This window comes from Sphingomonas sp. AC435, from assembly GCF_979253005.1.
This window is the reverse complement of record NZ_CEEDCJ010000015.1, coordinates 20,371-42,435: the sequence shown is the minus strand read 5'-3', so window position 1 is coordinate 42,435 and position 22,065 is coordinate 20,371. Positions and strand designations below refer to the sequence as shown.

15 protein-coding genes are annotated in these 22,065 nt (G+C 66.0%); 7 read left to right on the top strand and 8 right to left on the bottom strand.

Annotated elements, in window-relative coordinates:
- Nucleotides 1-444: 444 nt before the first annotated feature.
- Complete coding sequence (locus tag AC0CH8_RS18200; RefSeq protein ID WP_204200150.1) at nt 445-1,191, bottom strand: FadR/GntR family transcriptional regulator; 747 nt, start codon at nt 1,189-1,191, stop codon at nt 445-447.
- 185 nt (nt 1,192-1,376) lie between these two features.
- On the opposite strand from AC0CH8_RS18200, the gene manD reads away from it, so the two are divergent.
- The 3 genes from manD to AC0CH8_RS18185 all read left to right on the top strand — a co-directional run bounded on the left by manD (nt 1,377) and on the right by AC0CH8_RS18185 (nt 7,429).
- Complete coding sequence (gene manD / locus AC0CH8_RS18195) at nt 1,377-2,588, top strand: D-mannonate dehydratase ManD (RefSeq protein WP_465241094.1); 1,212 nt, start codon at nt 1,377-1,379, stop codon at nt 2,586-2,588.
- Between the two features lie 145 nt (nt 2,589-2,733).
- Nucleotides 2,734-5,976 carry a TonB-dependent receptor gene (locus AC0CH8_RS18190; RefSeq protein WP_465241093.1) on the top strand — a complete coding sequence of 1,081 codons (3,243 nt, stop codon included), beginning with the start codon at nt 2,734-2,736 and terminating at the stop codon, nt 5,974-5,976.
- A 130-nt stretch (nt 5,977-6,106) separates the two neighbouring features.
- On the top strand, nt 6,107-7,429 hold the full coding sequence (locus AC0CH8_RS18185; RefSeq protein ID WP_465241092.1) for an MFS transporter: 1,323 nt from the start codon (nt 6,107-6,109) through the stop codon (nt 7,427-7,429).
- 107 nt (nt 7,430-7,536) lie between these two features.
- Here AC0CH8_RS18185 and AC0CH8_RS18180 read toward each other — a convergent pair whose 3' ends face one another.
- The 3 genes from AC0CH8_RS18180 to AC0CH8_RS18170 form a co-directional block, all read right to left on the bottom strand.
- Nucleotides 7,537-9,036, bottom strand: coding sequence for a hypothetical protein (locus AC0CH8_RS18180; RefSeq protein ID WP_465241091.1), 1,500 nt, complete (start codon nt 9,034-9,036; stop codon nt 7,537-7,539).
- A gap of 97 nt (nt 9,037-9,133) precedes the next feature.
- Complete coding sequence (glpK, locus tag AC0CH8_RS18175; RefSeq protein ID WP_465241090.1) at nt 9,134-10,633, bottom strand: glycerol kinase GlpK; 1,500 nt, start codon at nt 10,631-10,633, stop codon at nt 9,134-9,136.
- A 29-nt stretch (nt 10,634-10,662) separates the two neighbouring features.
- Nucleotides 10,663-11,481 (bottom strand): MIP/aquaporin family protein, encoded by an 819-nt coding sequence (locus tag AC0CH8_RS18170; RefSeq protein WP_204200144.1) that lies wholly within the window; start codon nt 11,479-11,481, stop codon nt 10,663-10,665.
- A gap of 126 nt (nt 11,482-11,607) precedes the next feature.
- On the opposite strand from AC0CH8_RS18170, the gene AC0CH8_RS18165 reads away from it, so the two are divergent.
- Both AC0CH8_RS18165 and AC0CH8_RS18160 read left to right on the top strand, forming a co-directional pair.
- The gene (locus AC0CH8_RS18165) at nt 11,608-13,158 is read left to right on the top strand and encodes a glycerol-3-phosphate dehydrogenase (protein WP_465241089.1); all 1,551 of its coding nucleotides are present in this window, start codon (nt 11,608-11,610) and stop codon (nt 13,156-13,158) included.
- 9 nt (nt 13,159-13,167) lie between these two features.
- Nucleotides 13,168-13,992, top strand: coding sequence for a DeoR/GlpR family DNA-binding transcription regulator (locus AC0CH8_RS18160; protein ID WP_465241088.1), 825 nt, complete (start codon nt 13,168-13,170; stop codon nt 13,990-13,992).
- Between the two features lie 115 nt (nt 13,993-14,107).
- On the opposite strand, the gene AC0CH8_RS18155 is transcribed toward AC0CH8_RS18160, so the two are convergent.
- Complete coding sequence (locus tag AC0CH8_RS18155; protein WP_465241087.1) at nt 14,108-14,569, bottom strand: DUF3833 family protein; 462 nt, start codon at nt 14,567-14,569, stop codon at nt 14,108-14,110.
- A gap of 71 nt (nt 14,570-14,640) precedes the next feature.
- Entirely contained in the window at nt 14,641-16,023 is a 1,383-nt protein-coding gene (locus AC0CH8_RS18150) for a M20/M25/M40 family metallo-hydrolase (protein ID WP_465241086.1), read from the bottom strand.
- A gap of 294 nt (nt 16,024-16,317) precedes the next feature.
- Here AC0CH8_RS18150 and AC0CH8_RS18145 point away from each other — a divergent pair, with 294 nt between their 5' ends.
- Nucleotides 16,318-17,418 carry a LysM peptidoglycan-binding domain-containing protein gene (locus tag AC0CH8_RS18145; protein ID WP_465241085.1) on the top strand — a complete coding sequence of 367 codons (1,101 nt, stop codon included), beginning with the start codon at nt 16,318-16,320 and terminating at the stop codon, nt 17,416-17,418.
- 8 nt (nt 17,419-17,426) lie between these two features.
- Nucleotides 17,427-17,900: a hypothetical protein gene (locus tag AC0CH8_RS18140; protein WP_465241084.1), complete on the top strand. Its 474-nt coding sequence runs from the start codon at nt 17,427-17,429 to the stop codon at nt 17,898-17,900.
- A 328-nt stretch (nt 17,901-18,228) separates the two neighbouring features.
- Here AC0CH8_RS18140 and AC0CH8_RS18135 read toward each other — a convergent pair whose 3' ends face one another.
- Together AC0CH8_RS18135 and AC0CH8_RS18130 are read right to left on the bottom strand one after the other, a co-directional pair.
- Nucleotides 18,229-18,783, bottom strand: a complete 555-nt coding sequence (locus AC0CH8_RS18135; RefSeq protein ID WP_465241083.1) for an alpha/beta hydrolase — start codon at nt 18,781-18,783, stop codon at nt 18,229-18,231.
- 170 nt (nt 18,784-18,953) lie between these two features.
- Nucleotides 18,954-21,797: a glycoside hydrolase family 127 protein gene (locus AC0CH8_RS18130; RefSeq protein WP_465241082.1), complete on the bottom strand. Its 2,844-nt coding sequence runs from the start codon at nt 21,795-21,797 to the stop codon at nt 18,954-18,956.
- Nucleotides 21,798-22,065: the final 268 nt, after the last annotated feature.

Sequence of the window (22,065 nt, the reverse complement as noted above, 5' to 3'; positions counted from 1 at the left end):
GGTGAGGTTGAGACACGGGTCACTTCTCGGTGGAAATTTATGCCTTCGCCGGGTCAGCTCTCAGTGGAAATCAACACGCACGCCGCCGAACGGCGATGTCGTACCCACATTTTGAGCGTAGGCCGGCGCGGCACCGGCGAGCGCGATCAAGGCCATGAACACCGTCTTCATTCGTCATCCCTGTTCTGCCGCACCACGCGGCAAGGGCGGCGCCATTAATTGACCTGTCGAGAGTTGCAACTGTCGAGAAACGATAGGGAAATTAGCCGGCCGCAGTGTTGCGCCGGAGCCGCAGCTGTGATGCTGAGCCTCCTTGCGCAGACAGGGTCAGAAAGGCGGACGTGACATGGCGTCACTCTCCGCGACCAGCATCGATCCGCCTGGCGAGCAGCGGGAGCGCTTTGCCGGAGGGACATGCGAACCGCCGAGGCCGGGAGGTCCGGTTCACGCGGCACGATGGCCGGCGAAGATCCGCTGGCGGAGATGCGCGCTGCGCAACCGCACGGCCGCGACTTCCTCGTTTTCCGTCTTTGCCAGAAGATGTTCGATCACGGCGTCGAGATGTCGGCGCATTCCGGCCCGCGCCAGATCCGCATCATGCGACCTCAACGCGTCCAGAATGGCGCGGTGCTCCTCGACGCGGAGCAGTTCGCCACCGCCCCGCGCGCGCTCGTGTATCGTCCTTGCAAGATCGCATCGATCGCGCATGGCCCAGAGATCGGCCACGACGGCGATCATTGCGCTGTTGCCTGTCGCTGCGGCGATGACGAAATGGAAATCTCGATCGGCCCGTTCGCTGACGGCGACATCCGGATCGGTCATCGTGACCAGCAACGCCTCCAATCGCGTGAGGTCGGTATCGCCGATGCGCAGAGCGGCCAACGCTGTCACTTCCGCCTCGATGCTGCGTCGGGCTTCGAGGAGTTCGAATGCACCGATGTCGAGCGTCTCGGCCTCCTGGCCGGGAAGGCGTAGCGCGGCAACATAGATGCCGGACCCCTTCCGCATCTCGACGACGCCCATCATTTCGAGCGCCACCATCGCTTCGCGAACGGTCGTGCGGCTGACAGCGTAGTGCTCAGCAATCTCGCGCTCGGTCGGCAGACGGCGGCCAATCTCGAATTCCCCAGCCGCAAGGCGTTGCAGGATGCCGTCGGTGATGCGGCGATAGAGTTTGTCGGATTGGGCCATGATGCCAACATTGCGTGTTCCGACCATCGGCGCAACGCTCTACTGGTTGCACTAGCCACACACAGCGCTGTAATATGACAGACCAAATCGCTTGACGTGTAGGTCCAAACGGCAACACATCGCGGGGCACGATGTCGGTCGCAGACATCGCCCGATCACGATGTCGTCTGGAGCCCCATTCCGCCATGCCCCGTATCGTTTCTGCCCGCGTCATCGTCACCAGTCCGGGGCGCAATTTCTTGACCCTCAAGATCACATGCGACGACGGTACCACCGGCGTCGGAGATGCGACGCTGAACGGGCGCGAGATGGCGGTGGCAAGCTATCTGTCGGAGCATGTCGTGCCGTGCCTGATCGGGCGTGACGCGCACCGGATCGAGGACATCTGGCAGTATCTGTACAAGGGCGCGTATTGGCGACGCGGGCCGGTGACGATGACCGCGATCGCTGCAGTCGACATGGCGCTGTGGGACATCAAGGGCAAGGTGGCGGGACTGCCGGTCTACCAGTTGCTCGGCGGAGCGAGCCGCGACGGCTGCATGGTGTATGCGCATGCCAACGGCACCACCGTCGCGGATACAATTGCCGTTGCGAAGGCCGAGATCGCAAAGGGATACAAGGCCGTCCGCCTGCAATGCGGGGTGCCGGGGCTTGCCAGCACCTACGGCGTGGCGAAGCCGGGGCAGCGCTACGAACCTGCCGACGCGGATTTGCCGAGGGAGAGTGTTTGGGCGACGGAAAGTTATCTTCGCATCGTGCCGGAGCTGTTCGCGGCCGCGAGGGAGGCGCTGGGCTGGGACGTGCACCTGCTGCACGACGTCCATCACCGGCTGACCCCGATCGAGGCGGGGCGGCTGGGCAAGGATCTGGAGCCATACCGCCCGTTCTGGATCGAGGACCCGACGCCAGCCGAGAACCAGGAGGCGTTCCGGCTGATCCGCCAGCATACGACGACGCCGATCGCGGTGGGCGAGGTGTTCAACAGCATCTGGGATGCCAAGCACCTGATCGAGCACCAGTTGATCGATTACATCCGCGCGACCGTGGTTCATGCAGGCGGCATCACGCACCTGCGTCGGATCGCCGCGCTGGCGGACCTGTATCAAGTCCGCACCGGCTGCCACGGCGCCACCGACCTGTCGCCCGTGGCAATGGCGGCGGCGCTGCATGTCGGTTTGTCGATCCCGAACTTCGGGGTGCAGGAGCATATGCCGCACACCGCCGAGACGGACGCGGTGTTCCCGCACGCCTACACCTATACGGACGGCATGATGCATCCCGGAGATGCGCCCGGACTGGGCGTCGAGATCGATGATACGCTGGCAGCCGATTACCCCTATGCGCGCGCGTACCTGCCCGTGAACCGGCTGGAGGATGGAACGCTGTTCCATTGGTAGCTGATGCTTCTGGGACAAGGTGTCATACACATACTGTAGATTGGACAGGTTGCCTGTTGACATGCGATTTCGGGTAGCGCTAACATAGGCGCATCGCAGGACAGCCAGTTAATGGCTGCCAGCCGTTCCACAGGGGAGGACAACCATGACCCGATCAGCACTCCGCCACGTCGGCACGCCGCTCGCCCTCCTGCTGGGCACCGCTTCCTGGCCGGCCCTCGCGCAGAGCACGTCGACACCCCCGGCCGACCAGTCGGCTCCCGCAGCGGCCTCCAGCAGCAGCGCCACGACCGTCCCCACGGCAACGACGCAGGACGGCGCCGGCAACACGGCTCCGACCGAAATCAACACGACGGACGGCGCAGCGGCCGATCCCTCGGCGACCGGCAATCAGGATATCGTCGTCACCGGCTATCGCGCATCGTTGCAGAGCCAGGCGAACGCCAAGAAGAACTCGATCGGCTTCACGGATACGATCTTTGCCGAGGATATCGGCAAGTTTCCCGACACCAACATCGCGGAATCGGTCAACCGCATCCCCGGCGTCACGATCAGTCGCGAAGTGACGGGCGAGGGTGCCAATGTCGCGATCCGCGGGCTGGGTACCAATTTCACGCGCGTGCTGCTCAACGGCGCGCCGGTCGCGATCGCATCGGTCCGGTTCGACGCGCAGAGCACCAATCGCGAGGTCGATCTCGATCTGATCCCGACCGAATTGTTCACGCAGTTGACGGTGAGCAAATCACCCATCGCCAGTCAGCTCGAAGGCGGTGCCGCGGGCACGGTCAATCTGCGGTCGGCGCGGCCGTTCGACAATCCCAAGCCGTATCTGAGCTATGGCTTGCAGGGATCGAAGGTCAGCACGGCCGATAAATGGGGCTATCGCGGCTATGCGCTCGCCAGCGCCACGTTCGGAAATTTCGGCATCCTGGTCGGTGGTGCCGCGGTCAAGAACCGTTTCCAGGTCAACGGCTATGAAACGATCGGCTTCACCAATCCCAACCTGACCGCCGCGCAGAGCAGTTCGGGCACGCGCAACGCGACGGGTGGCGGTAACTTCACGATCCCCGCGACGGTCCCGGCCAACGCCGGCAATGGATTGGTCCCGGGCACGGTCATCGACCAGGCGTTCCTGTTGGCGCGCAACCCGGGCGCGACGATCGACCAGATCGACAACGGCCTGCTGCCGCGTCTCAGCCGCCCGCGGACCGAGATCGGCGAGCGGACCCGCTACAACGGGCTGGTGTCGCTCGAATGGCGGCCGAGCGACGACCTTCATTTCTACGTCGACGGCATGTACGCCAAGCGTAACACCGATTTCGACCGATCGGCGATGAACTGGGCTGTCCGCAACGGCGCTGCGATCCCGTTGAACACGACGTACGACAAAGCCGATTGCGCTGCTGGCTGCACGGTCACCGGCGGCACTTTCGCCAACTCCCAGTTCTTCCTCGAATATCGTCCGTACCGTGATCGTCAGGATTATTGGGGCGTGAATCCGGGGATGGAGTTCACCGTCAACGACTTCATCAAGGGCGATCTGCAAGCCAACTACACGAAGAGCAATTTCCGTCGCGAAAGTCCGACGGTGCTCGTCATCACGCCGCCCAGCAGCGGCGTGACGGTGGATTACACGAACGACGGCGGCATTCCGTCGGTGACGACGAACGTCGACCTCAACAATCCCGCGAGCTTCGGCTGGGCGGGCGGCGGCCGCGTCAACCTGAACGGCGAAGAGCGTGAGACGGAGACGAAGGGCATCCGCGGCAGCCTGTTGTTCGGCGACGAGAAGCGCTTCAGCGTTCGCGTCGGTGCGGCGTATGACGATGTCAGCCGTCGCATCACGCCGTTTGACAACACCAACCCGTGGCAGGCGGCGATCTGCGGCAACAATCCCAACGTCGTGCTGCCCGGCCCGAACCGGCAACCGCTGTGCGACGGCACCAATCTTCCCGGCTCCGCAGCACCTCCCGGCTATCCCACTTACGCGGCTTACGGCACCGGCTTCTCGGCTGGCGCGCCGCCGCTAGTCTATGCGGGTTCGCTCATCCCCACCGCAGCGGTCGGCAGTTACCTGCTGCCCGGCCCGAACGGCTTCGTCACCGTCGATTGGGACAAGTTCAAGGGCGCGACGAATTACGACGCGCTCCTGGCCGGAGCGACGGAGACGGGGGCCGGCAGCAGTGGTGCCAATGGCGGCCTGATCCGGGAGAAGGTGACGGGAACGTTCGTCGAAGCCAACGGCATCTTCGATATCGGCGACGACGACACCATCCGGTTGAATGGCGGCGTCCGTTACGTCCGTACCCAGCAGATCGTCGGTGGGCGCACCACCATCCCCGATCCGCGCAACACGCGTGGCGGGGTGACGTGTCCCGGTGTCAGCCCGGGCTTCGCGCTGGATGGGTCCTGTTATCCGGTGCAGGTGAACTTCACCGAGACGAACCGCCTCTATTCCAACTTCCTGCCGTCGGCGAGCGTCGCCTACAGCTTCGGCACCAAGGCCGTCGCGCGCGGCTCGATCTCGCGGACCCTGACGCGACCGGACCCGAACCAGTTGCTGCCGGGTGCGAGTTTCGTGCAGCCGTCGGCGGACGTCGGCACGCTGGGCAACAATGCCCTCAACCCGTACATCTCCGACAACCTCGACCTCGGTTTCGAATATTATACCGGGGGTGAAGGCGTCATCGCGTTCGCGGCGTTCCGCAAGTCGATCACGGGTTTCACGGTCAACGGCCTGACGACGGTGCCCTTCTCGACACTGGAGCCGTTCGGGATCACCTTCGGATCGCTGACGCAGGCGCAGCAGCAGGCCTTGATCGACCGTGTCCGGGGAACCGGCGTCGCGCCCGAACAGGCGTTGATCCAGATCCAGCAGCAGGTGAATGCGGACGGCAAGCTGAAGGTCAACGGACTGGAGTTCCAGCTGACGCAGCCGCTCGACTTCCTGACCCAGTATATCGGCGTTCGCGGCTTCGGTTTTCAGGGCAATCTGACGCTGATCGATCAGAAGGGCGAAGGGGCCGGTGCGCCCGCGATCGCGTTGGGCGTCGCTCCGACGACCTATACGCTGACGGGCTATTACGAAGGCAACGGCCTCTCCACCCGCCTGACCTACACCTATAACGAGGGATCGCAGGGTTCGTCGCTGAACCAGAACGGTATTCCGGCAGCGGCGATCTTCGGGCGCGATTACGGGCAGCTCGATTTCTCCGGCAACCTGGATCTCGGCAAGATCCTGGGCAACACGTATCTGCCGACGCTTGTCGTGAACGTGATCAACATCACGAAGGAAGCGCAGTCGAGCTACTTCCAGTTCAGCAACGCGACCTTCAACGAATATAATCCCGGTCGAACGCTGCTCGTCGGCATCCGTGGCCGGTTCTAGGATCCTTGGAACCTCTCCCAAGGTACTTGCAGGGGCTGGCTTTCGGGCCGGCCCCCTTTTCTCCGACAGCGAGGCCCGCGCTTATGCCGGCGCTCATGCCGATGCCCATGGCTGACGAGGCGGGCGGGGCGTGCAGGGGGTAGCCGCCGCCATCGAGGCGGATGCCGCGCCGCGCCGACCGGGCGGCAATACGCGCTGGATCGTGTGCGCGCTGCTGTTCTTCGCGGTGGTCCTCAGCTATATCGACCGCCTCGTCATCTCGGTCCTGAAGCCCGATCTGTCGGCCCGCTATGGCTGGACCGAGACGGGCTATGCCGATCTCGCGCTCTATTTCCAGCTCGTCTACGGCCTTGCCTATGTCGTGTCGGGTCGCATCGTCGACCGGGTCGGCGCGCGCGTCGGTTATGCGGCGGCGGTGGCGTTGTGGACGGTCGGACACGTCCTCCACATCGCCTTCACGACGACATCCGGCATGATCTGGGCGCGGCTGCCGCTGGCAGCGGGCGAGGCCGCGACGTTTCCGGCCGCACTCGCCGCGACCGCCGAGTGGTTTCCGAAACGCGAGCGTGCGCTGGCGATCGGCATCTTCAACGCCGGTTCCAACGTCGGTGCGATCGTCACGCCGTTGCTGGTGCCGTTCATCGTCGTCACACTCGGGCTGGGTTGGCGCGCCGCCTTCATCGTCACGGGTGCGCTGTCGATCGTCTGGCTGCTCGCCTGGTGGCGCTTTTACCGGCGCCCGGCCGATCATCCGACCCTGAGCCGGGAGGAGCGCGACTGGATCCAGTCCGAACCGGAGGTGCCGCCGCGGCCGGTGCGCTGGTCGACGATCCTGCGCACGCGGCAGAGCTGGGCCTATATCATGGGCCGTTTCCTGATCGATCCGATCTGGTGGACCTTCCTGTTCTGGCTCCCCGACTTCTTCTCGCGCCAGTTCAACCTGTCGCTGCGGGAATTCGGTCCGCCGCTGGTGGCGGTCTATCTGCTGGCCGATATCGGCTCGGTCGGAGGCGGCTGGCTCAGCTCGCGCCTGATCGGGCGGGGCATCACGGTGAACCGCGCGCGCAAGACGGCGATGTTCGTGTGCGCGCTGTGCGCGGTACCGATCGCGTTCGCGACGGCGGCACCGTCGATGTGGGTCGCGGTCGCGTTGATCGGGCTCGCCTGCGCAGGGCATCAGGGCTTTTCCGCCAATCTCTACGCGTTGCCGGGCGATGTCTTCCCGCGCTGGATGGTCGGCTCCGTCGTCGGCCTGGGCGGACTGGCTGGCGCGATCGGCGGCATGTTGATGGCGAAATATGCGGGCATCATCCTGGAGACGGTCGGCAGTTTCCAGCCGATCTTCCTCGTAGCCGCGGCGGCCTATCTGGTCGCGCTGCTCGTCGTCCACCTCATCGTGCCGCGGTACGATCAGGTCGACGAGCGGACGCTGGTCGTCGAGGCAGAGGCGTGAGCGCGTAGCGCGCTTGTCGCGAACCAGGATGACGCGAGGCCGACCGGGTTATCGACCCGGTCTGTTCGCGTCGGTCCAGCGAGACGAAAAGGTCGGCAGGGGCCGGATCACGTATCCGGCACATGCTCCACATAGCGCTGATCGTAGCCGTTGATGAGAGTGGCGTCGTTCATGTCGCCGATCGCTACGCGCAACTGGTTCGATTGATCGTAGAACGATCCCAGGGCGTCGCGAACGTCCTTCTGGATTCCCTCGTCCAGCGCGGTCGACCCGGCATTCCATCCGGCATCGACGCCGGCGTCGATCAGCGATCCGAGCGGTCCCGCCTTGCTCGACACGAAGCCGGTCAACTTGTCCGAGAAGAAGCGGATCGCGTCGATCTTGGCGTCCTTGCTCTCCTTGCTGGCGTCGAAGAAGTCGTTCGCGCCACCCTTTACGGAGCCGACCAGTTCGCCGAGGCCGGTGGCCGCCGCGCTGCGCTGGTCATCGGAGAGGGCAGGGTCCTGCAACTGTCCGGCCAGCCGGTCCATCTCCGTTCCGATCGCCGCGACGCTTTGATCCTTCAGGGGATAGTCCGCGTCCAGCATCACCTTCGACACGAAGTCCTGGACCAGGTTCTCGCGCGCGTCTTCCGCACTGTCGTAGCGCCAGCCGCTCTCGTTCATACGGGAGATGTTCGTGTTGAAATACGTTCCGAGCTCGCCCAGGCCGTTGCCGTTCTCGGACCCGGACTGGCCCGTGCGAACGAGGGTCGCGAACATCGAATCGGTGGTCGTCTGGATACCCGGGGCGTTGGGATTGGCCGCGTTGATCAGACCTGCCAGCACATCGAACCCGTTGCGATCGGGCGCGACGAGCGACGAATACGGGCCGGTCGCGGTAAAGGTCCTCATCGCGTCGATCAGGGTCATGTCGCCCGCAACGGGGCCGGCCGCCTGCACGCGACCGATCTCCCGAACCACGGCGTTGGCGCTGGCCGGTATGCCGTGGCTTGCGGCCATGTTGGCGACGTCGCCCGCCGCCACGAGCAATGCGGGGCCATCCTGATAGTCGTTCACGTCATAGCCAGCGGCTTTGGCGTCGTCGAGCAGGCGACCGGCGACCTGGTTGAGCATGCGGCCATCCGTGACGTCGGACAGGAGTTGACGGCCGCCATCGGAATACGCGTTCACCGCCGGATCGACGAGACTGTACAGGTCGTCCACGTCGATGCGCCCGGCCTCCACGCCCCGGCCCACCGCCGCGCTGACCTGATCGCGTAGATCCGCGGACTCCTCAGTCCCGTCGCCGGTCCCCACCTGCTCCAGCGCCGCCGTGACCAGTTCCGGCACCGTCTTGCCATTGTCCAGCACCGACCAGCCGGGTGAGTGCGTCAGGTCGACCAGTTGCGCGATATACTCGTCCTTCTGCGCCTGGGTCAGGTCGGGGTCGGCCAGCTTCTCGCCGATCTGGTACGCCATCGCGCCGACCGGCTCGGGACCGAAGCGGGTTCCGGCCTGTACCGTCGCGACGACGGCATCGGTGACGGCGGTATCGACGGGCGGCGAGGGAACCGGGTTATAGGTCGGTGCAACCGACCGCATCCCACCAGCATCCACGGCGTACATGGCATAACTCCCAATGACTTGGGACCAAGTCTACCGGAAGCGCCGGGGCGGCTGGATAGTCGTTCCGATTACCTCCGGTGAGGGTCGCGCCGCAGCGTCAGCGTCCGGTGCCGGTCAGCGTCTTCGCCAACGCCGCGTGCCAGCCGGCGGCCAGCGTCGCGCGGGACTCCGCGTCCATCTTCGATTCGAAACAGTCGCCGCGCACCCAGGTCGCGGCCAGCGCGTCGAGATCGGCCCAGACGCCCGTCGCCAGACCGGCGTGGAACGCCGCGCCCAGCGCGGTCGTCTCCAGATGCCGGGGGCGTTCGACGGCGACCTGCAGCATGTCCGCCAGAAACTGACACAGCCAGTCGTTCGCCGCCATGCCGCCGTCGACGCGGATCGTCGCCGGCGGATCGCCGCCGTCCGCGACCATCGCATCCGCGAGGTCCATCGTCTGGTACCCCACCGCCTCCAGCGCCGCGCGCGCCAGATGCGCCTGCGTCGATCCCAGGGTCAGGCCGAAGATCGCGCCGCGCGCATCGGGGTCCCAGTGCGGCGCGCCGAGGCCGACGAACGCCGGCACCATGTAGACGCCGTGGCTGTCGGGCACCTGCGTCGCCATGTCGTTGGTTTCGCGCGCATGGGTGATGACGCCGATGCCGTCGCGCAACCACTTCACCGCCGCGCCGGCGATGAAGATCGACCCTTCCAGCGCGTAGGTCATCCTGCCGTTCAACCGATAGGCGGGCGTGGTCAGCAGACGGTGGCCGGACTCCACCGCCTCCTCGCCGGTATTGAGCAGCATGAAGCAGCCGGTGCCGTAGGTGGACTTGACCATTCCCGCCTCGAAACACGCCTGCCCGAACAGCGCCGCCTGCTGGTCGCCGGCGATCCCGGCGATCGGGATCGCAGCGTCGAACAGACCCTCGGCGGTGTGGCCGAAGATATGGCTGTTGTCGTGCACCTCGGGCAGCAGGCCCATCGGCACGTCGAACAGTTCGCACAGCGCCTCGTCCCAGCGCTGGGCATGGATGTCGTACAGCAGCGTGCGTCCGGCGTTGGTCACGTCGGTGGCGTGGACCGTGCCCCCGGTCAGCCGCCACAACAGAAAGCTGTCGATCGTGCCGAAGGCGAGTTCGCCGCGATCCGCGCGATCACGGGCGCCGTCGACATGGTCGAGAATCCACGCCAGCTTGGTCGCGGAGAAATAGGGATCGAGCAGCAGCCCGGTCTTCGCGCGGACCGCGGCCTCGTGCCCCTCCTGCTTCAGCCGCGCGCACAGGTCGGCGGTGCGCCGGTCCTGCCAGACGATCGCATTGTGGATCGGCGCGCCGGTCGCGCGGTCCCAGACGACGACGGTTTCGCGTTGGTTGGTGATGCCGATCCCGGCGATCCCCGCCGCATCGACGCCGCTCTCGGCCAGCGCCTGTCGTGCGGTCGCCAGCGTGTCGCGCCAGATATCCTCCGGGTCGTGTTCGACCCAGCCGGGGCGGGGATAATGCTGGGTGAACTCGCTCTGCGCCGTGGCGACCGCGCGTGTTTCCGCATCGAATACGATCGCGCGGGTGGAGGTAGTGCCCTGATCGATCGCCAGGATGAGCTTCAGGCCGGCCACGTCGCTCTCCTTGTTGTCGTATCCGGGGTCTAGCGAGCCGCGCGGGGCGGCAAATAGGGCCTGACCAGATAATGATAGACCGCTGCGCCCGCGACGCCGCCGACCAGCGGCCCCGCGATGGGTACCCACCAGTAGTTGCCGGGGCCGGGAAAAGCGGAGTCGCCCCAGCCCATCAACCAGCAGAACAGCCGTGGACCGAAGTCGCGCGCGGGATTGATCGGCCATCCCTCCAGGAAACCGGCCGATGCGCCGATGCAGGCGACGAGCAGGCCGATGATCGGTGCACTGGCGTTCGCCATCGGCGCCTGCGTGTTGAATTCGTCGGTGATCGCGAAGATGCCGAGCAGCAGGATGCCGGTCAGCACGACCTCGTCCCAAAAGGCATGGATCGGGGTGATGTGCGCGCCCGGTGCGGTGAAGAACACGCCCGCCGCGCCGCCGCCGGCGCGGGTCAATCCGTGCGCGGTGTTGAACGCCTCGATCACCGGGCCGAACAGTTGATAGACCAACGCCGCGCCGATCATCGCCCCGACGATCTGCGCCGCCACATAGGGCAGTACCTTGCGGCGCGGGAAGTCGCGGAACAGCATCAGCGCCAGCGTGACTGCGGGATTGGCGTGCGTGCCGGACACCGCGCCGGTGACGAAGATCGCGAGCGTCACCGCCAGGCCCCAGGCGATGCACACGCCCCAATAGGCGGTCGCATAGGGGCTGGGGTCGTACAGGATCAGCATCGCCGCCGCGGAATCGCCCAGCGTGATGATGATCGCCACCGCCAGCGCCTCGGAGATCAACTCGCCTCGCAACGCCATCCGCCCCGTCATGCCCGCGTCCTCCCCCGGAGCCATCGCTGCCCCTAACCGGATATAACCACCCGTTTCGGACGAGCGTCAACAGTTTCGTTTGAAAGTTCGAACGAACGACGCCATGTCTGTTTCGAACCTGCCGGAGGTCCGGCGCGAGAGAGGTGCCGCGTGGCTCAGGAGACAGCATCCGCGTTCGACGAGGTCGACCTGCTGGTCGTCGGCGGTGGCATCAACGGCGTCGGGATCGCGCGCGATGCGGTCGGGCGCGGACTGTCGGTCCTGCTGGTGGAGAAGGACGACCTCGCCAGCCACACTTCCTCGGCCTCGACCAAGCTCATCCACGGCGGCCTGCGCTATCTGGAATATTACGAGTTCCGGCTGGTGCGCGAGGCGCTGATCGAGCGGGAGCGGCTGTGGCGCATGGCGCCGCACATCATCTGGCCGCTGGAGTTCGTGCTGCCGCAGAGCAATTCGCCGCGTCCGGCGTGGCTCGTCCGGCTTGGCCTGTTGCTCTACGACCATCTCGGCGGCCGCGAGCGGCTACCGGCGACGCGCACCGTCGCGCTGGACCGCGACACGGTCGGCAACGGGCTGAAGCCGGGCAATCCCAAGGCGTTCGTCTATTCGGACTGCTGGGTGGAGGACAGCCGGCTGGTCGTGCTGAACGCCCGCGACGCCGCGGATCGCGGGGCGGCGGTCCTGACCCACACCCGCCTCGTATCGGCCCGGCGTGGCGGAGAGGGTGCCGGCTGGATCGCCACGATTGAGAACGACGAGGGTGGCCGCCGCGATATCCACGCCCGCGCGCTGGTCAACGCCGCCGGACCCTGGGTGGCGGACGTGCTCGGCACCGTGCCGGACGCGCGCCGCGACCGTGGCGTCCGGCTGATCAAGGGCAGCCATATCGTCGTGCCGCGCCTGTACGACGGCGACCATGCCTTCCTGCTCCAGAACCCCGACAAGCGCGTCGTGTTCGCGATCCCCTATCAGGAGCATTTTACCCTGATCGGCACCACCGACGAAGCGTGGCAGGGCGCACCCGGCCGAGCCACGATCGATCAGGGCGAGATCGACTATCTGCTCGAAACGGTCGATCGTTATTTCGAGCGGCCGGTGGTGCAGGACGACATCGTCTGGACCTATTCGGGCATTCGGCCCCTGTACGACGATCACGCCGCCGACGCCTCCGCGGTGACGCGCGACTATGTTCTGGACCTCGACGGCGATGACGATCGTGCGCCGATGCTCAGCGTGTTCGGCGGCAAGATCACGACCTATCGCAAGCTCGCGGAGCATGCGTTGCAGGAGCTCGCGCGGTTCTTCCCCGCTGCGGGTGGAGCGTGGACGGAGGATGCGACGCTACCCGGCGGCGACATGCCCGACGCCGATTTCGGCCGGTATCTGGCGACGCTGACGACGCGTTACCCGGCGATGCCCGCAGCACTGCTGCGGCGGCTGGCCCGCGCTTACGGGACGCGGACGGATGCGCTGCTCGGCGATTCGAAAGTGGAGGACGATCTCGGCGAGGATTTCGGCGCGGGGCTGCATGCGTGCGAGATCGACTATCTGGTCGCGAACGAATGGGCGACCACGGCGGAGGACATCCTGTTTCGGCGCAGCAAGCTGGGCCTGCACGTTCCGCCCGGCACCGCGGAGCGGATCGACGCCTACCTCGTCGACCGCCGGATACTGGCGGCACCCCTGCCGCCCGCATCGTAGGGAAGGCGCATGGCCGCGATCGAACCGGACAATGGGACGGACAAAGCCGGCGCTGACGACGCGATCGCGTTGCGGCATCGGCAGATCCTGGCGCTCGCCCGCGATGCCGGCAGCGTCGCGGTGGACGACCTTGCCGACCGGTTCGACGTCACCCCGCAGACGATCCGCAAGGACCTGAACATATTGGCGCGCCGGTCGATGCTGTCGCGCGTGCATGGCGGCGCGATCGTCACGTCGGGGGTCGACAACATCGACTACGGCACCCGTCGTACGGTCGCCACGGGCGCGAAGGCGGCGATCGGCAAGGCAGCGGGCGGGCTGATCCCGAATGGCGCATCGCTGTTCATCAATATCGGCACCACGACGGAGGCGGTGGCGAGCCATCTGGTGCATCACCGCGACCTGATGGTCGTCTCCAACAACCTCAACGTCGTCGACATCCTCAACGGTCGCGAGGGCATCGACATGATCGTGGTCGGGGGGCAGGTGCGGCAAGGCGACCGCGCGGTCGTCGGCGCGCTGGCGATGGAATTCATCCGCTCGTTCAAGGTGGATTACGCGCTGATCGGTGCATCGGCGATCGATCTAGACGGTACCCTGCTCGATTTCGCCGTGGACGAGGTGCAGGTCACACGCACGCTGATCCAGCACGCGCGGCAGGTGATCCTCGTCGCCGACTCCTCCAAGATCGGCCGCGCCGCACCGGTCCGCGTCGGGTCGCTGGAGGCGATCGACCATCTCGTGACCGACCGTCTTGTCGATGCAACGCTGCGCGAGGCGTGCGAGCGGCATGATGTTCGGGTGGTCGAGACCGGCTTCGGCGGCGAATCGTAGGTCTTATGGACTCGACCGGGTCACGGGGGGGCGGGGCCGACGTCACCGGTCCGAGTGTCCATCATCATTCGCTTCGGAGCGATATCGCTTCGCCGGTCCGACGAGGCTCGCATGGTCATCGCCGGACGTCAGGGTCGTCTTTGGTGATCCGCTCTTGCAGCGTGGCGACCTTGATGCCGAACTTTCGCGCTTCGAGGATGTTGGCGGCCGAACGTCCATCCGGGGCGAGTGTCAGCCATTGCTGCACCTTGAAGCCCTTGTCGGTCGTGAAGGCGAGGTGCAGACGCGCGCCGTCCACTTCGCCCCGCACCGGTCCGCGCGCGTCGCTGAGCGTGCCTTCGTAGCGACCAGCCGTCACGCGACGTAGTCGCCACTGCCGCGAGCGGGGCGGCTTGCCGCCTTCCTGGACCACCTGATCGAGCACCAGCGTGTCGCCGTCCACATGGCCGGTGCCACGCACGACCACCGGCACCCGCGCGCGCAGGATCACCTTCAACTGCGCCTCACCGCGCGTCCGGCCGATGAAAAAGCGGAACGGGTCGAAATCTGCGGCAGCACCGGCGAGAAGGATAGCCATCAGCATCAGCGTTCAACGCGCGGCGGATCGCTTCGGAAGCAGCGACGCACGAAGCCGGTGTCGTGAGCCGATCAGCCCAATGCCTTCAGCAGCCCCTCCCACCAGACGATGCCGGGGTCGAACGTCGCCACGGGTACCCGTTCGTTCAATCCATGCGCGAAGATGTCGCCGGGCTTCATGAACACACCGCCCACGCCGAAGCTGGGGATGCCGAGGGCACGGAAGTGCATCGAATCGGTTGCGCCCGCTTCCTGCAGCGGCAGCACTTGCAGGCCCGGCGCCCGCTTCGCCGCGGCGGCCTTGACTGCCGTCATCACGCGCGGGTCGAGCGGCGATGCCCCGGCTTGGATCGTGCCGTTGTCGAACAATTCCACCGAGATCGTCGGGTCGGCGACGAGTTCCACCAGCGTCTTCTCGATCGCCGCGCGCGGCGTGCCGGGAAAGATGCGGCAGTTGACGTTCGCCATCGCCCGTTGCGGCAGCGCATTGGGGGCATGGCCGCCGTTGAACATGGTCGGTACGCAGGTCGTGCGGATCTGGCCCACATAGCGCGGGTCCGCGGAGATCAGATCGGCGGCGGCGGTGTCGCCGGGATCGGCGGCGAACGCCTTCATCGCTGCCCCTAACGGACCCGCGATGCCGGCGGCGGTGCCCGCGAGCGATGCCTTGGTGATCTCGTTCTGCTGGGGCGCAAAGCGATAGGCGGCGATGCGCGTGATCGCGGCGGCCAGACTGGCGATCGCGTTGCGGGGGCCGGGGCGGCTGGAATGACCGCCGGGATCGGTGATCGTCAGGTGCCAGTCGCCATAGACCTTCTCCGCCGCCTGCAAACCATAGGCGATCGGTCGACCGTCTTCGCCGAGCGCGCCGCCGCCAGCGTCGGCGTTCAGGACCAGTCCCGCACCCTTGAACGCGGCGGCGGCAGCCTTGGTCGTCTTCATGGTGGTTTCTTCGTCGCCGGTCAGGACCAGCACAAGGTCCCGTTGCGGCACCCATTTTTCCCGCTTCAGCTTCATCAGCGTCGCGACCACCATCGACACGCCGGCCTTGTTGTCGAGGCTGCCCCGGCCGAAGACATAGCCGCCCTCGACCACCGGGGTGAACGGATCGCGCGTCCAGTCCTTCGGATCGGCCTGCACCACATCCATGTGACCCAGCACCACGGTCGGTTTCGCCTTGCGATCGCGGCCGGGATATCGCGCGGTGAGATAACCGGTGTCGCCCATCGCGACGAACGACACGTCGGCGTCGGCGAAGCCGGCCGATACCAGTTGCTGCTTCAGATAAGCGGCATAGGCGGGCACCTGACCCTGCCCCTCGACGGTCCTGAACGCGATCCCCTTCGTCAACAGCGCGAGGGCTTCCGCGCCCGCCGGCGTGCCCGGCGCATCCTGAGCCGGGAGTGCGGTCGGGATCAGGGCGGATGCGGCAAGCGCCGCGAACAGTATGCGCATGAAATTCTCCGAAGGAGGCGATCGCTCTTGTGCGGTCGGTATCGGCAAGGATCAAGATCGTCGGACGCGTCGGGGCATGGCCATGCTGCCGGATACCGAACGACAACGACCTGAGGGATCGGTTCGGCCAGGATCGGAGCGCCGCGATCATAATCGATGATCGGTTCCGGCCCACTGCCTCCCGATGTGTCGGAGTGTGCTCACGGACATCCGATCCATCTCCGATAATCGTTTCGATTATTCCGGCCCGTCAGGCGGTTAGGTAGTCGGGGGCGGTAATCGGAGATCGTGAGGATGCTGCCCAGTGACATCTCGACGGCGACGCCGCGGCTTTACCTGAAGCCGGAAGGTCTCGCTCCTGTTCGCACGGCCGATGGCGGCGGCGGTATCGATATCGGCGGCATCTCCGGAATATTCGACGCCGCGAAGTTGATTGTCGCCACGGCCGGGCGGGACGGGTCGCATATCCCCTCCACCCGCGCGACCGTTCGCGACGAGACGTCGCTCAGCGGCCTCGCGGAGCAGTACGGAACGACGGTCCAGCAGCTGATCCTGTTGAACAAGAACAATCCCGGCATCTTCGATCTGCGACAGGGCGACACGATCCGGGTGCCGCTCAACCGGCAGGTGGTGGAGGTTCAGGAAGGGGATACGCTGCGGTCGCTGGCACGGACCTACGGTGTCTCGGTCGATCAGATCGTCAAGGCGAACGGCCTGCTTGGCGGCGAACTGCCGCCGCCGGGATCGGACATCGTGCTGGTGCCGCCAACCGCCTACGGTCTGGGGACGAAGGCATCGGCCAAGGCGGTCATCGCCGATATCAAGACGCTGGAACATCAATGGAATGCGCTCGAGCCGTCCGAGCGGCTCCAGGCGCTGGAGGACGCGATCAACGAGCGGCTGGCCACGCGTGGCGTGCCGCCGGTCGACCTCGTCATCGACGGACTGGACGGTAACGGTGTCTACGATTTCACCACCCACACCATCAAGGTCGACTCGGCCTTGCTGTCGAAGGACGGCGTCAAGTCGGAAGACCTCCTCGACCTCGCCGATACCGTGTATCACGAAGGCCGCCATGCCGAGCAATGGTTCGACATGGCGCGCATTCACTTGGCGGAGGGCCGTCCGGCGAGCGAACTCGACATGCCGCGCGGCGTGATCCGGGCCGCGCGGGAGGCGGGGGCGATCGACCTCGACACCGATCGCGGCCGGTTTACCAACGCGATGTATCGAAGCGTGTACGGCAGCGGTTCGGATCGTCGTAACGACGTGTTGACGGCACTGAACGACGGCACCACGGTCACGCCCGAGGAATATGCGGATTATCGCAGGCTTCCCGAGGAGGCGGACGCATGGCGCGTCGGTGGCATGATCACCAATCTCTGGTATGGCTGAGGCCAGTGATGGCGGCGACGGTGGTTGCGACGATGGCAATGGCGACGGGTCCGGTCGAAGCGAAACAGGGATCGTCCGAGGTGCTGCTCGCATTGGCGGACGATTTCCTGAAGGGGGCTGATCCTCTTGCCAACCTTCGGGACCGCAAGGCGGCGATCGACGACACGTTCGCGAAGTCCGGCAACTATGCTTTCCGCATAGCCGATCTGGCCGACCGGGGATCGTCGGTCGCGGTTGCGACCGACGCGGTCAGCGTCAGTCCCGACACGTTGACGCTGGTCCCGGCGGCGGGTGTCTGGCTGAAGCTGGACGCCGTCGCCGCGCGGTTCGGCGAGGCGAAGCCAAGTCCCTCGCTGCCGAATGCGGCGCGGCGGTACCGGATCGCCATCGACGAGGATCGCTCGATCGTCGTCGAACTCAGTGGCGAACCGGGTCGCACCGGCACACGCGTCACGAAGCTGATTGCCGTTCGCGAGCGGTAGAACGGAACGTTCGGGCCGAGCGGACCACGCCTTGGCGGGAGATCGCAAGTATTCGCGGTTAGGCCGCCCTTGCGCAGGCGAACGCTGGAGCGACGTCGGAATCGAGCGTTCCAATGGTTCCGCGTGCGAGACGCCCGATTTCGTCGGGCGACCTGTTCTACCAAGCCACGACCGTGGCGTGCCAGACCCGTGTCATCAGCACCGACATGCGAGCACGCACCAAGGCGCTGAGGGACGAAGGCGAACGGATCGTCACACTGCTCCGCGGCAAAAAGCACCAGCGGCTCAAGCTGCCTGAACGACCAGTCCGGTCCGAAACGGGCTGGCGTCAATGGTCCCCGATGGCCGCCATCAGCCGCTCCGCCGTGCGGATATCCCGTTCGACGATGGCGCGCGTGAAATGGCTCAGGATCGATTGGAAACGGTTGCTGAGAGCGGGGCCGACGCCTGGCAGGGGCCCATCGATCAGGCGGCTGCCCCATTCCACCGCCCATTGCTGGCTCGCATCGTCCGCCCCGACGACGATCGACGGGAAGGGCAATCGTGATGCCGGCGAGGCGAACATCGCATCGCGTTCTCCTGCACGCCTGGGCGCCAGCATCAGCGCACCGGTGACGCGCGAAACGTAGGATTGCGGGGAAAGCCGGGTCCACCACGCCGCCGCCAGACATGCCGCTCCCTGTGCCACGAGCAAGACCGGCCGACCGGCATCCAGCACGGCCCGGTCGAGGTGCGATGCCGTCAGCTTGCGGTCGGCCGATGTGTCGGCGCGCAACGGGATGTGCCGGGCCGGCATCGGCGAGAGCCGCGACAGGAACGAACGATCCGCGTCGCCCAGTACGACGAGGTCCAGCGGCTGGGAAAGCAGGGCGATACCGGCCATGAGCGTTCCTTCCAGATCAGGATCGCCCTGCCGTCGCGATCGTCCGTAAAGAGCGTAGCGGCGGCGACCGGAAGCACCAGCCCCCGATCTGCCGATCGTCTATCAACCTGCCCGTCCTGCCGAAAACCGCCGGTAGGGACCGATCGGTTCGGTGCGACAGGGCCGCGGCGTCACACGCTGCGCAGCCAGACCTGCGATCGCCCCCCGCGCCGTCGGCCGGACGATGGACCCGCCTCCTGCGCAGTAGCGGCGTCGCCCTGCGATGCTCCGGGGGCGTATTCGACACCGTCGTGCTGCCCCGGAAATTCGGGGATCGCACCACCATCGCGGTTCGCACGGGCGAAGTTCGGGATGGCCAGCATCGGTGTCCCGTCGGCCCAGGTCCCGTGGATCACCGTCACGCCGCCCAAAAGGTCCGGGCGCCACTCCGCCGTCAGGGGCGCAGTGGAGAGGGGTTGGTCGATGCGCGGCTGATCGGCCAACTCGACGTTGTAGATCAGCGGACCATAGCGCACCGCGACCTTGCCGCGCGTCGCCTCGATCTGGTCGTCTGCCGTCACACGCTGGACCGCCATCGGCAGTTGCAGCTCGATCCGGTCGCCCCGACGCCATTCCCGCGTGATGACGGCGTAACCGTTTTCGATGCGGGGCGTCACCGCCTGCCCATTCACCGCCAGTCGCGTCAGTCCCTCCACCGCCGGCACGGCGGAATACAAGGCGCTGGTCTTGCGCTGGGGAACGCGCACGCGCACTGAGAACCGTCTGGCCTCCTTGGGGTTGACGGTGATCTTGACCGCGCCCTCCCAGGGGTAATTGGTTTCCTGCACCATCTGGACCGGCGTGCCCGCCACGTCGCCGACCTCAATGCGGCTACCGACGAACAGGTTGACGTAAACGCCCTCCTTGTCCTTCACATAGGTCCAGGTCGGCATCATCAACAGCGTGCGGGGTATGTTGCCGACGCAGCATGGGCAGGTGTGCCATTTGGCGCGCTCGGTATCGACCAGCGGGTTGGTGTAGCAGAAGCTCTTCCCGGCCAGATCGGTGGCGCCGAGCAGCGCGTTGTACATCGTCTCCTCGTACAGATCGGCGTATTTCGCGTCGTGGTACGACAGGTTGAGCTTGTACTGGAAGAAGATCAGGCCGCAGCTCGAACAGGATTCGCAGTAAGCGTCGTTGCGCAGCGCGTAATTGCCGCCGAACCCTTCCGACGTGTCGCCGCTGCCGACGCCGCCGGTGACATAGTATTTGCGGTTCACCATGTTGTCCCACAGGGACATGGTCGCGCTCTGATAGTCGCGATCGCCGGTTTCGGCGGCGATGTCCGCCATCCCGGAATAGAAATAGACCGCGCGGACCGCGTGCCCGACAGCCTCATATTGCTGTTCAGGCGGCAAATGGCTCTGGTCGTATTCCGATCCGCCTTCGCGCGAGTCGAGCAGGAAACGGGCGAGCCGGATATAGGCGTCGCCGCGACCCTTGCCTTCCACGTCGTTGACGAAGCGCCCGAACCGGACGAGCGCCTGCTCCATTTCCTGATGGCCGTCGAACCAGGGCTTCTTGCCGGGTCCGATATTCGCCACCCAGCAATCCGCCAGCTTCTTCGCGGCGTCGTAGAGCCGCAGATCGCGGCCGCCGGTCAGCGTGTGGTGGTTGATCGCGGATTCGATGAAATAGCCCGCGACATAGCCTTCGTGATCGCCGCGATGCTCGGGCGACCAGCGCTCCGGCCACGCACTGCGATCGGCGAGCGTGTAGGCCGTGTGAAGGTAGCCGTCACGTTCCTGCGCGGCGAGGACGATCGGAATCCAGCGCTCCAGCGTCTGGCGCATATGTCCTTGCGCCGTCGCGATCTCCGCGTCGCCCTGCGGGTCCACCATCAGTGCGATGCACATCGACTCCATCGTCTGGTGGACCCAGGCGTTGGAGAAGACATACCCCTTGTGCTGGGCATGCGATTGGCCGCGCAAGGCCTTGGCCGCTTCGATGAAATTATCGAGGCCGCCCTGACCGTCCTTGAGGTCGGTGCGCTCGCAGTAGGCGATGCAGTGCGGGATCCAGTTGACGATCAGCGCCTTGGCCCGCTCGTTCCAGAGCGGGCTGTCGATCGCGTAGGGGGTCGTATAGACGACATCGAGGCGTTTGGCGGGCGGTGGCGCCACGACGCGCAGGTTGAGCGTGGAGGCGGCGGTCTTCGCGCCCGCGCTCGCCGCCAGCTTCAGGACGTAATCACCCGGCTGGCTGACCGTGGCGCGCGTCGTCGACGCCGCGGCGTCGGCGAAGATCACGTCGCCGGGCCCGCTGACCTTCGTCCAGCGCAGGGCGTCGCCCGGCCGTCGCTGCAGCCAGTCGGCCTTGCCCGCGAGGAAGGTCTGTGCGCCGATCACCATCGAGCGGTCGATCCCGGCCGCGACGGTGGGGGCGAACGCCGGGACTGGTCCGGCATTGTACACTTTCCACTGGAGGAGGCCGACCGACTTCTCGCCGTCTCCCTCAAACTCCAATTTCAGGCGGGTGGTGGTCACGGGATCGAACGACACCCGATTGAATCGGTTGGTCAGCAGGCCGGCCGCGCGGCGGCTGCGCACGGGCACGTAATCGCTGCCGTTCCAGTAGAGGAGGCGTGCAGACGTCGGTGCGGCGATGCCCCGGCCGTCATGCCACCAGTAAAGGTCGACGCTGTCGGTCGAAACCGGCTGGCTCCAGTCGTACGTGACCCATTGGCGGTCGGTGCGGGGCCAGGTGCCGTACGCGCCTTTGCCGGCATCGTCCGAACCGCTCGGTTCCGCGCCGTTGTTCAGGGCGGAAAAGCTGGTGTCGCCCGAAACGTAGAGGCCACCCGGCGTCGCGGCCTTGGCGAGATTGACGATTTCCGCATCCGCGCGCGGCAAGGCGAGTCCACGGTCCGCCAGCGAGAAAGCGACAGCGCCGGCGGCGACCTTCAGAACGTGGCGACGCCGAATGTCAGCATGGCCGATGGGCAGGGCCATGGGCAGCTTCGGTGTGGATGGCATGCATCATCTCCTTCGATCCGCGTCGGCCGCGCCATTCCTGCTCGTGCGACAGGGTGAACGCGGCAAATGGTATACGAACTTCTCTTGTCTGACTAGACGATCGTAACGACCCGTCACGAATGCCGTGAACGCCGCCGCCTCCGGGCCGACGCCGGAGTCGAGCACGCGTAGCCAATCGCATCCTGGGCGGTTACAGTCGCGTCCATGGTGACCCTGCGACCATCGACCGCCGTTCTTCGCTCTGTGTCACTGCTCCTCACACCCGTTA

Bases quoted from the DNA above. Each gene is read 5' to 3' on its own strand.
- AC0CH8_RS18135 (WP_465241083.1), bottom strand. From the start codon at position 18,783: ATGGCCGGTATCGCCCTGCTTTCCCAGCCGCTGGACCTCGTCGTACTG.
- AC0CH8_RS18145 (WP_465241085.1), top strand. From the start codon at position 16,318: ATGCTGCCCAGTGACATCTCGACGGCGACGCCGCGGCTTTACCTGAAG.
- AC0CH8_RS18180 (WP_465241091.1), bottom strand. From the start codon at position 9,036: ATGTACGCCGTGGATGCTGGTGGGATGCGGTCGGTTGCACCGACCTAT.
- AC0CH8_RS18200 (WP_204200150.1), bottom strand. From the start codon at position 1,191: ATGGCCCAATCCGACAAACTCTATCGCCGCATCACCGACGGCATCCTG.
- AC0CH8_RS18190 (WP_465241093.1), top strand. From the start codon at position 2,734: ATGACCCGATCAGCACTCCGCCACGTCGGCACGCCGCTCGCCCTCCTG.
- manD (WP_465241094.1), top strand. From the start codon at position 1,377: ATGCCCCGTATCGTTTCTGCCCGCGTCATCGTCACCAGTCCGGGGCGC.
- AC0CH8_RS18140 (WP_465241084.1), top strand. From the start codon at position 17,427: ATGGCGGCGACGGTGGTTGCGACGATGGCAATGGCGACGGGTCCGGTC.
- AC0CH8_RS18150 (WP_465241086.1), bottom strand. From the start codon at position 16,023: ATGCGCATACTGTTCGCGGCGCTTGCCGCATCCGCCCTGATCCCGACC.
- AC0CH8_RS18155 (WP_465241087.1), bottom strand. From the start codon at position 14,569: ATGGCTATCCTTCTCGCCGGTGCTGCCGCAGATTTCGACCCGTTCCGC.
- AC0CH8_RS18130 (WP_465241082.1), bottom strand. From the start codon at position 21,797: ATGCCATCCACACCGAAGCTGCCCATGGCCCTGCCCATCGGCCATGCT.
- AC0CH8_RS18160 (WP_465241088.1), top strand. From the start codon at position 13,168: ATGGCCGCGATCGAACCGGACAATGGGACGGACAAAGCCGGCGCTGAC.
- AC0CH8_RS18170 (WP_204200144.1), bottom strand. From the start codon at position 11,481: ATGGCTCCGGGGGAGGACGCGGGCATGACGGGGCGGATGGCGTTGCGA.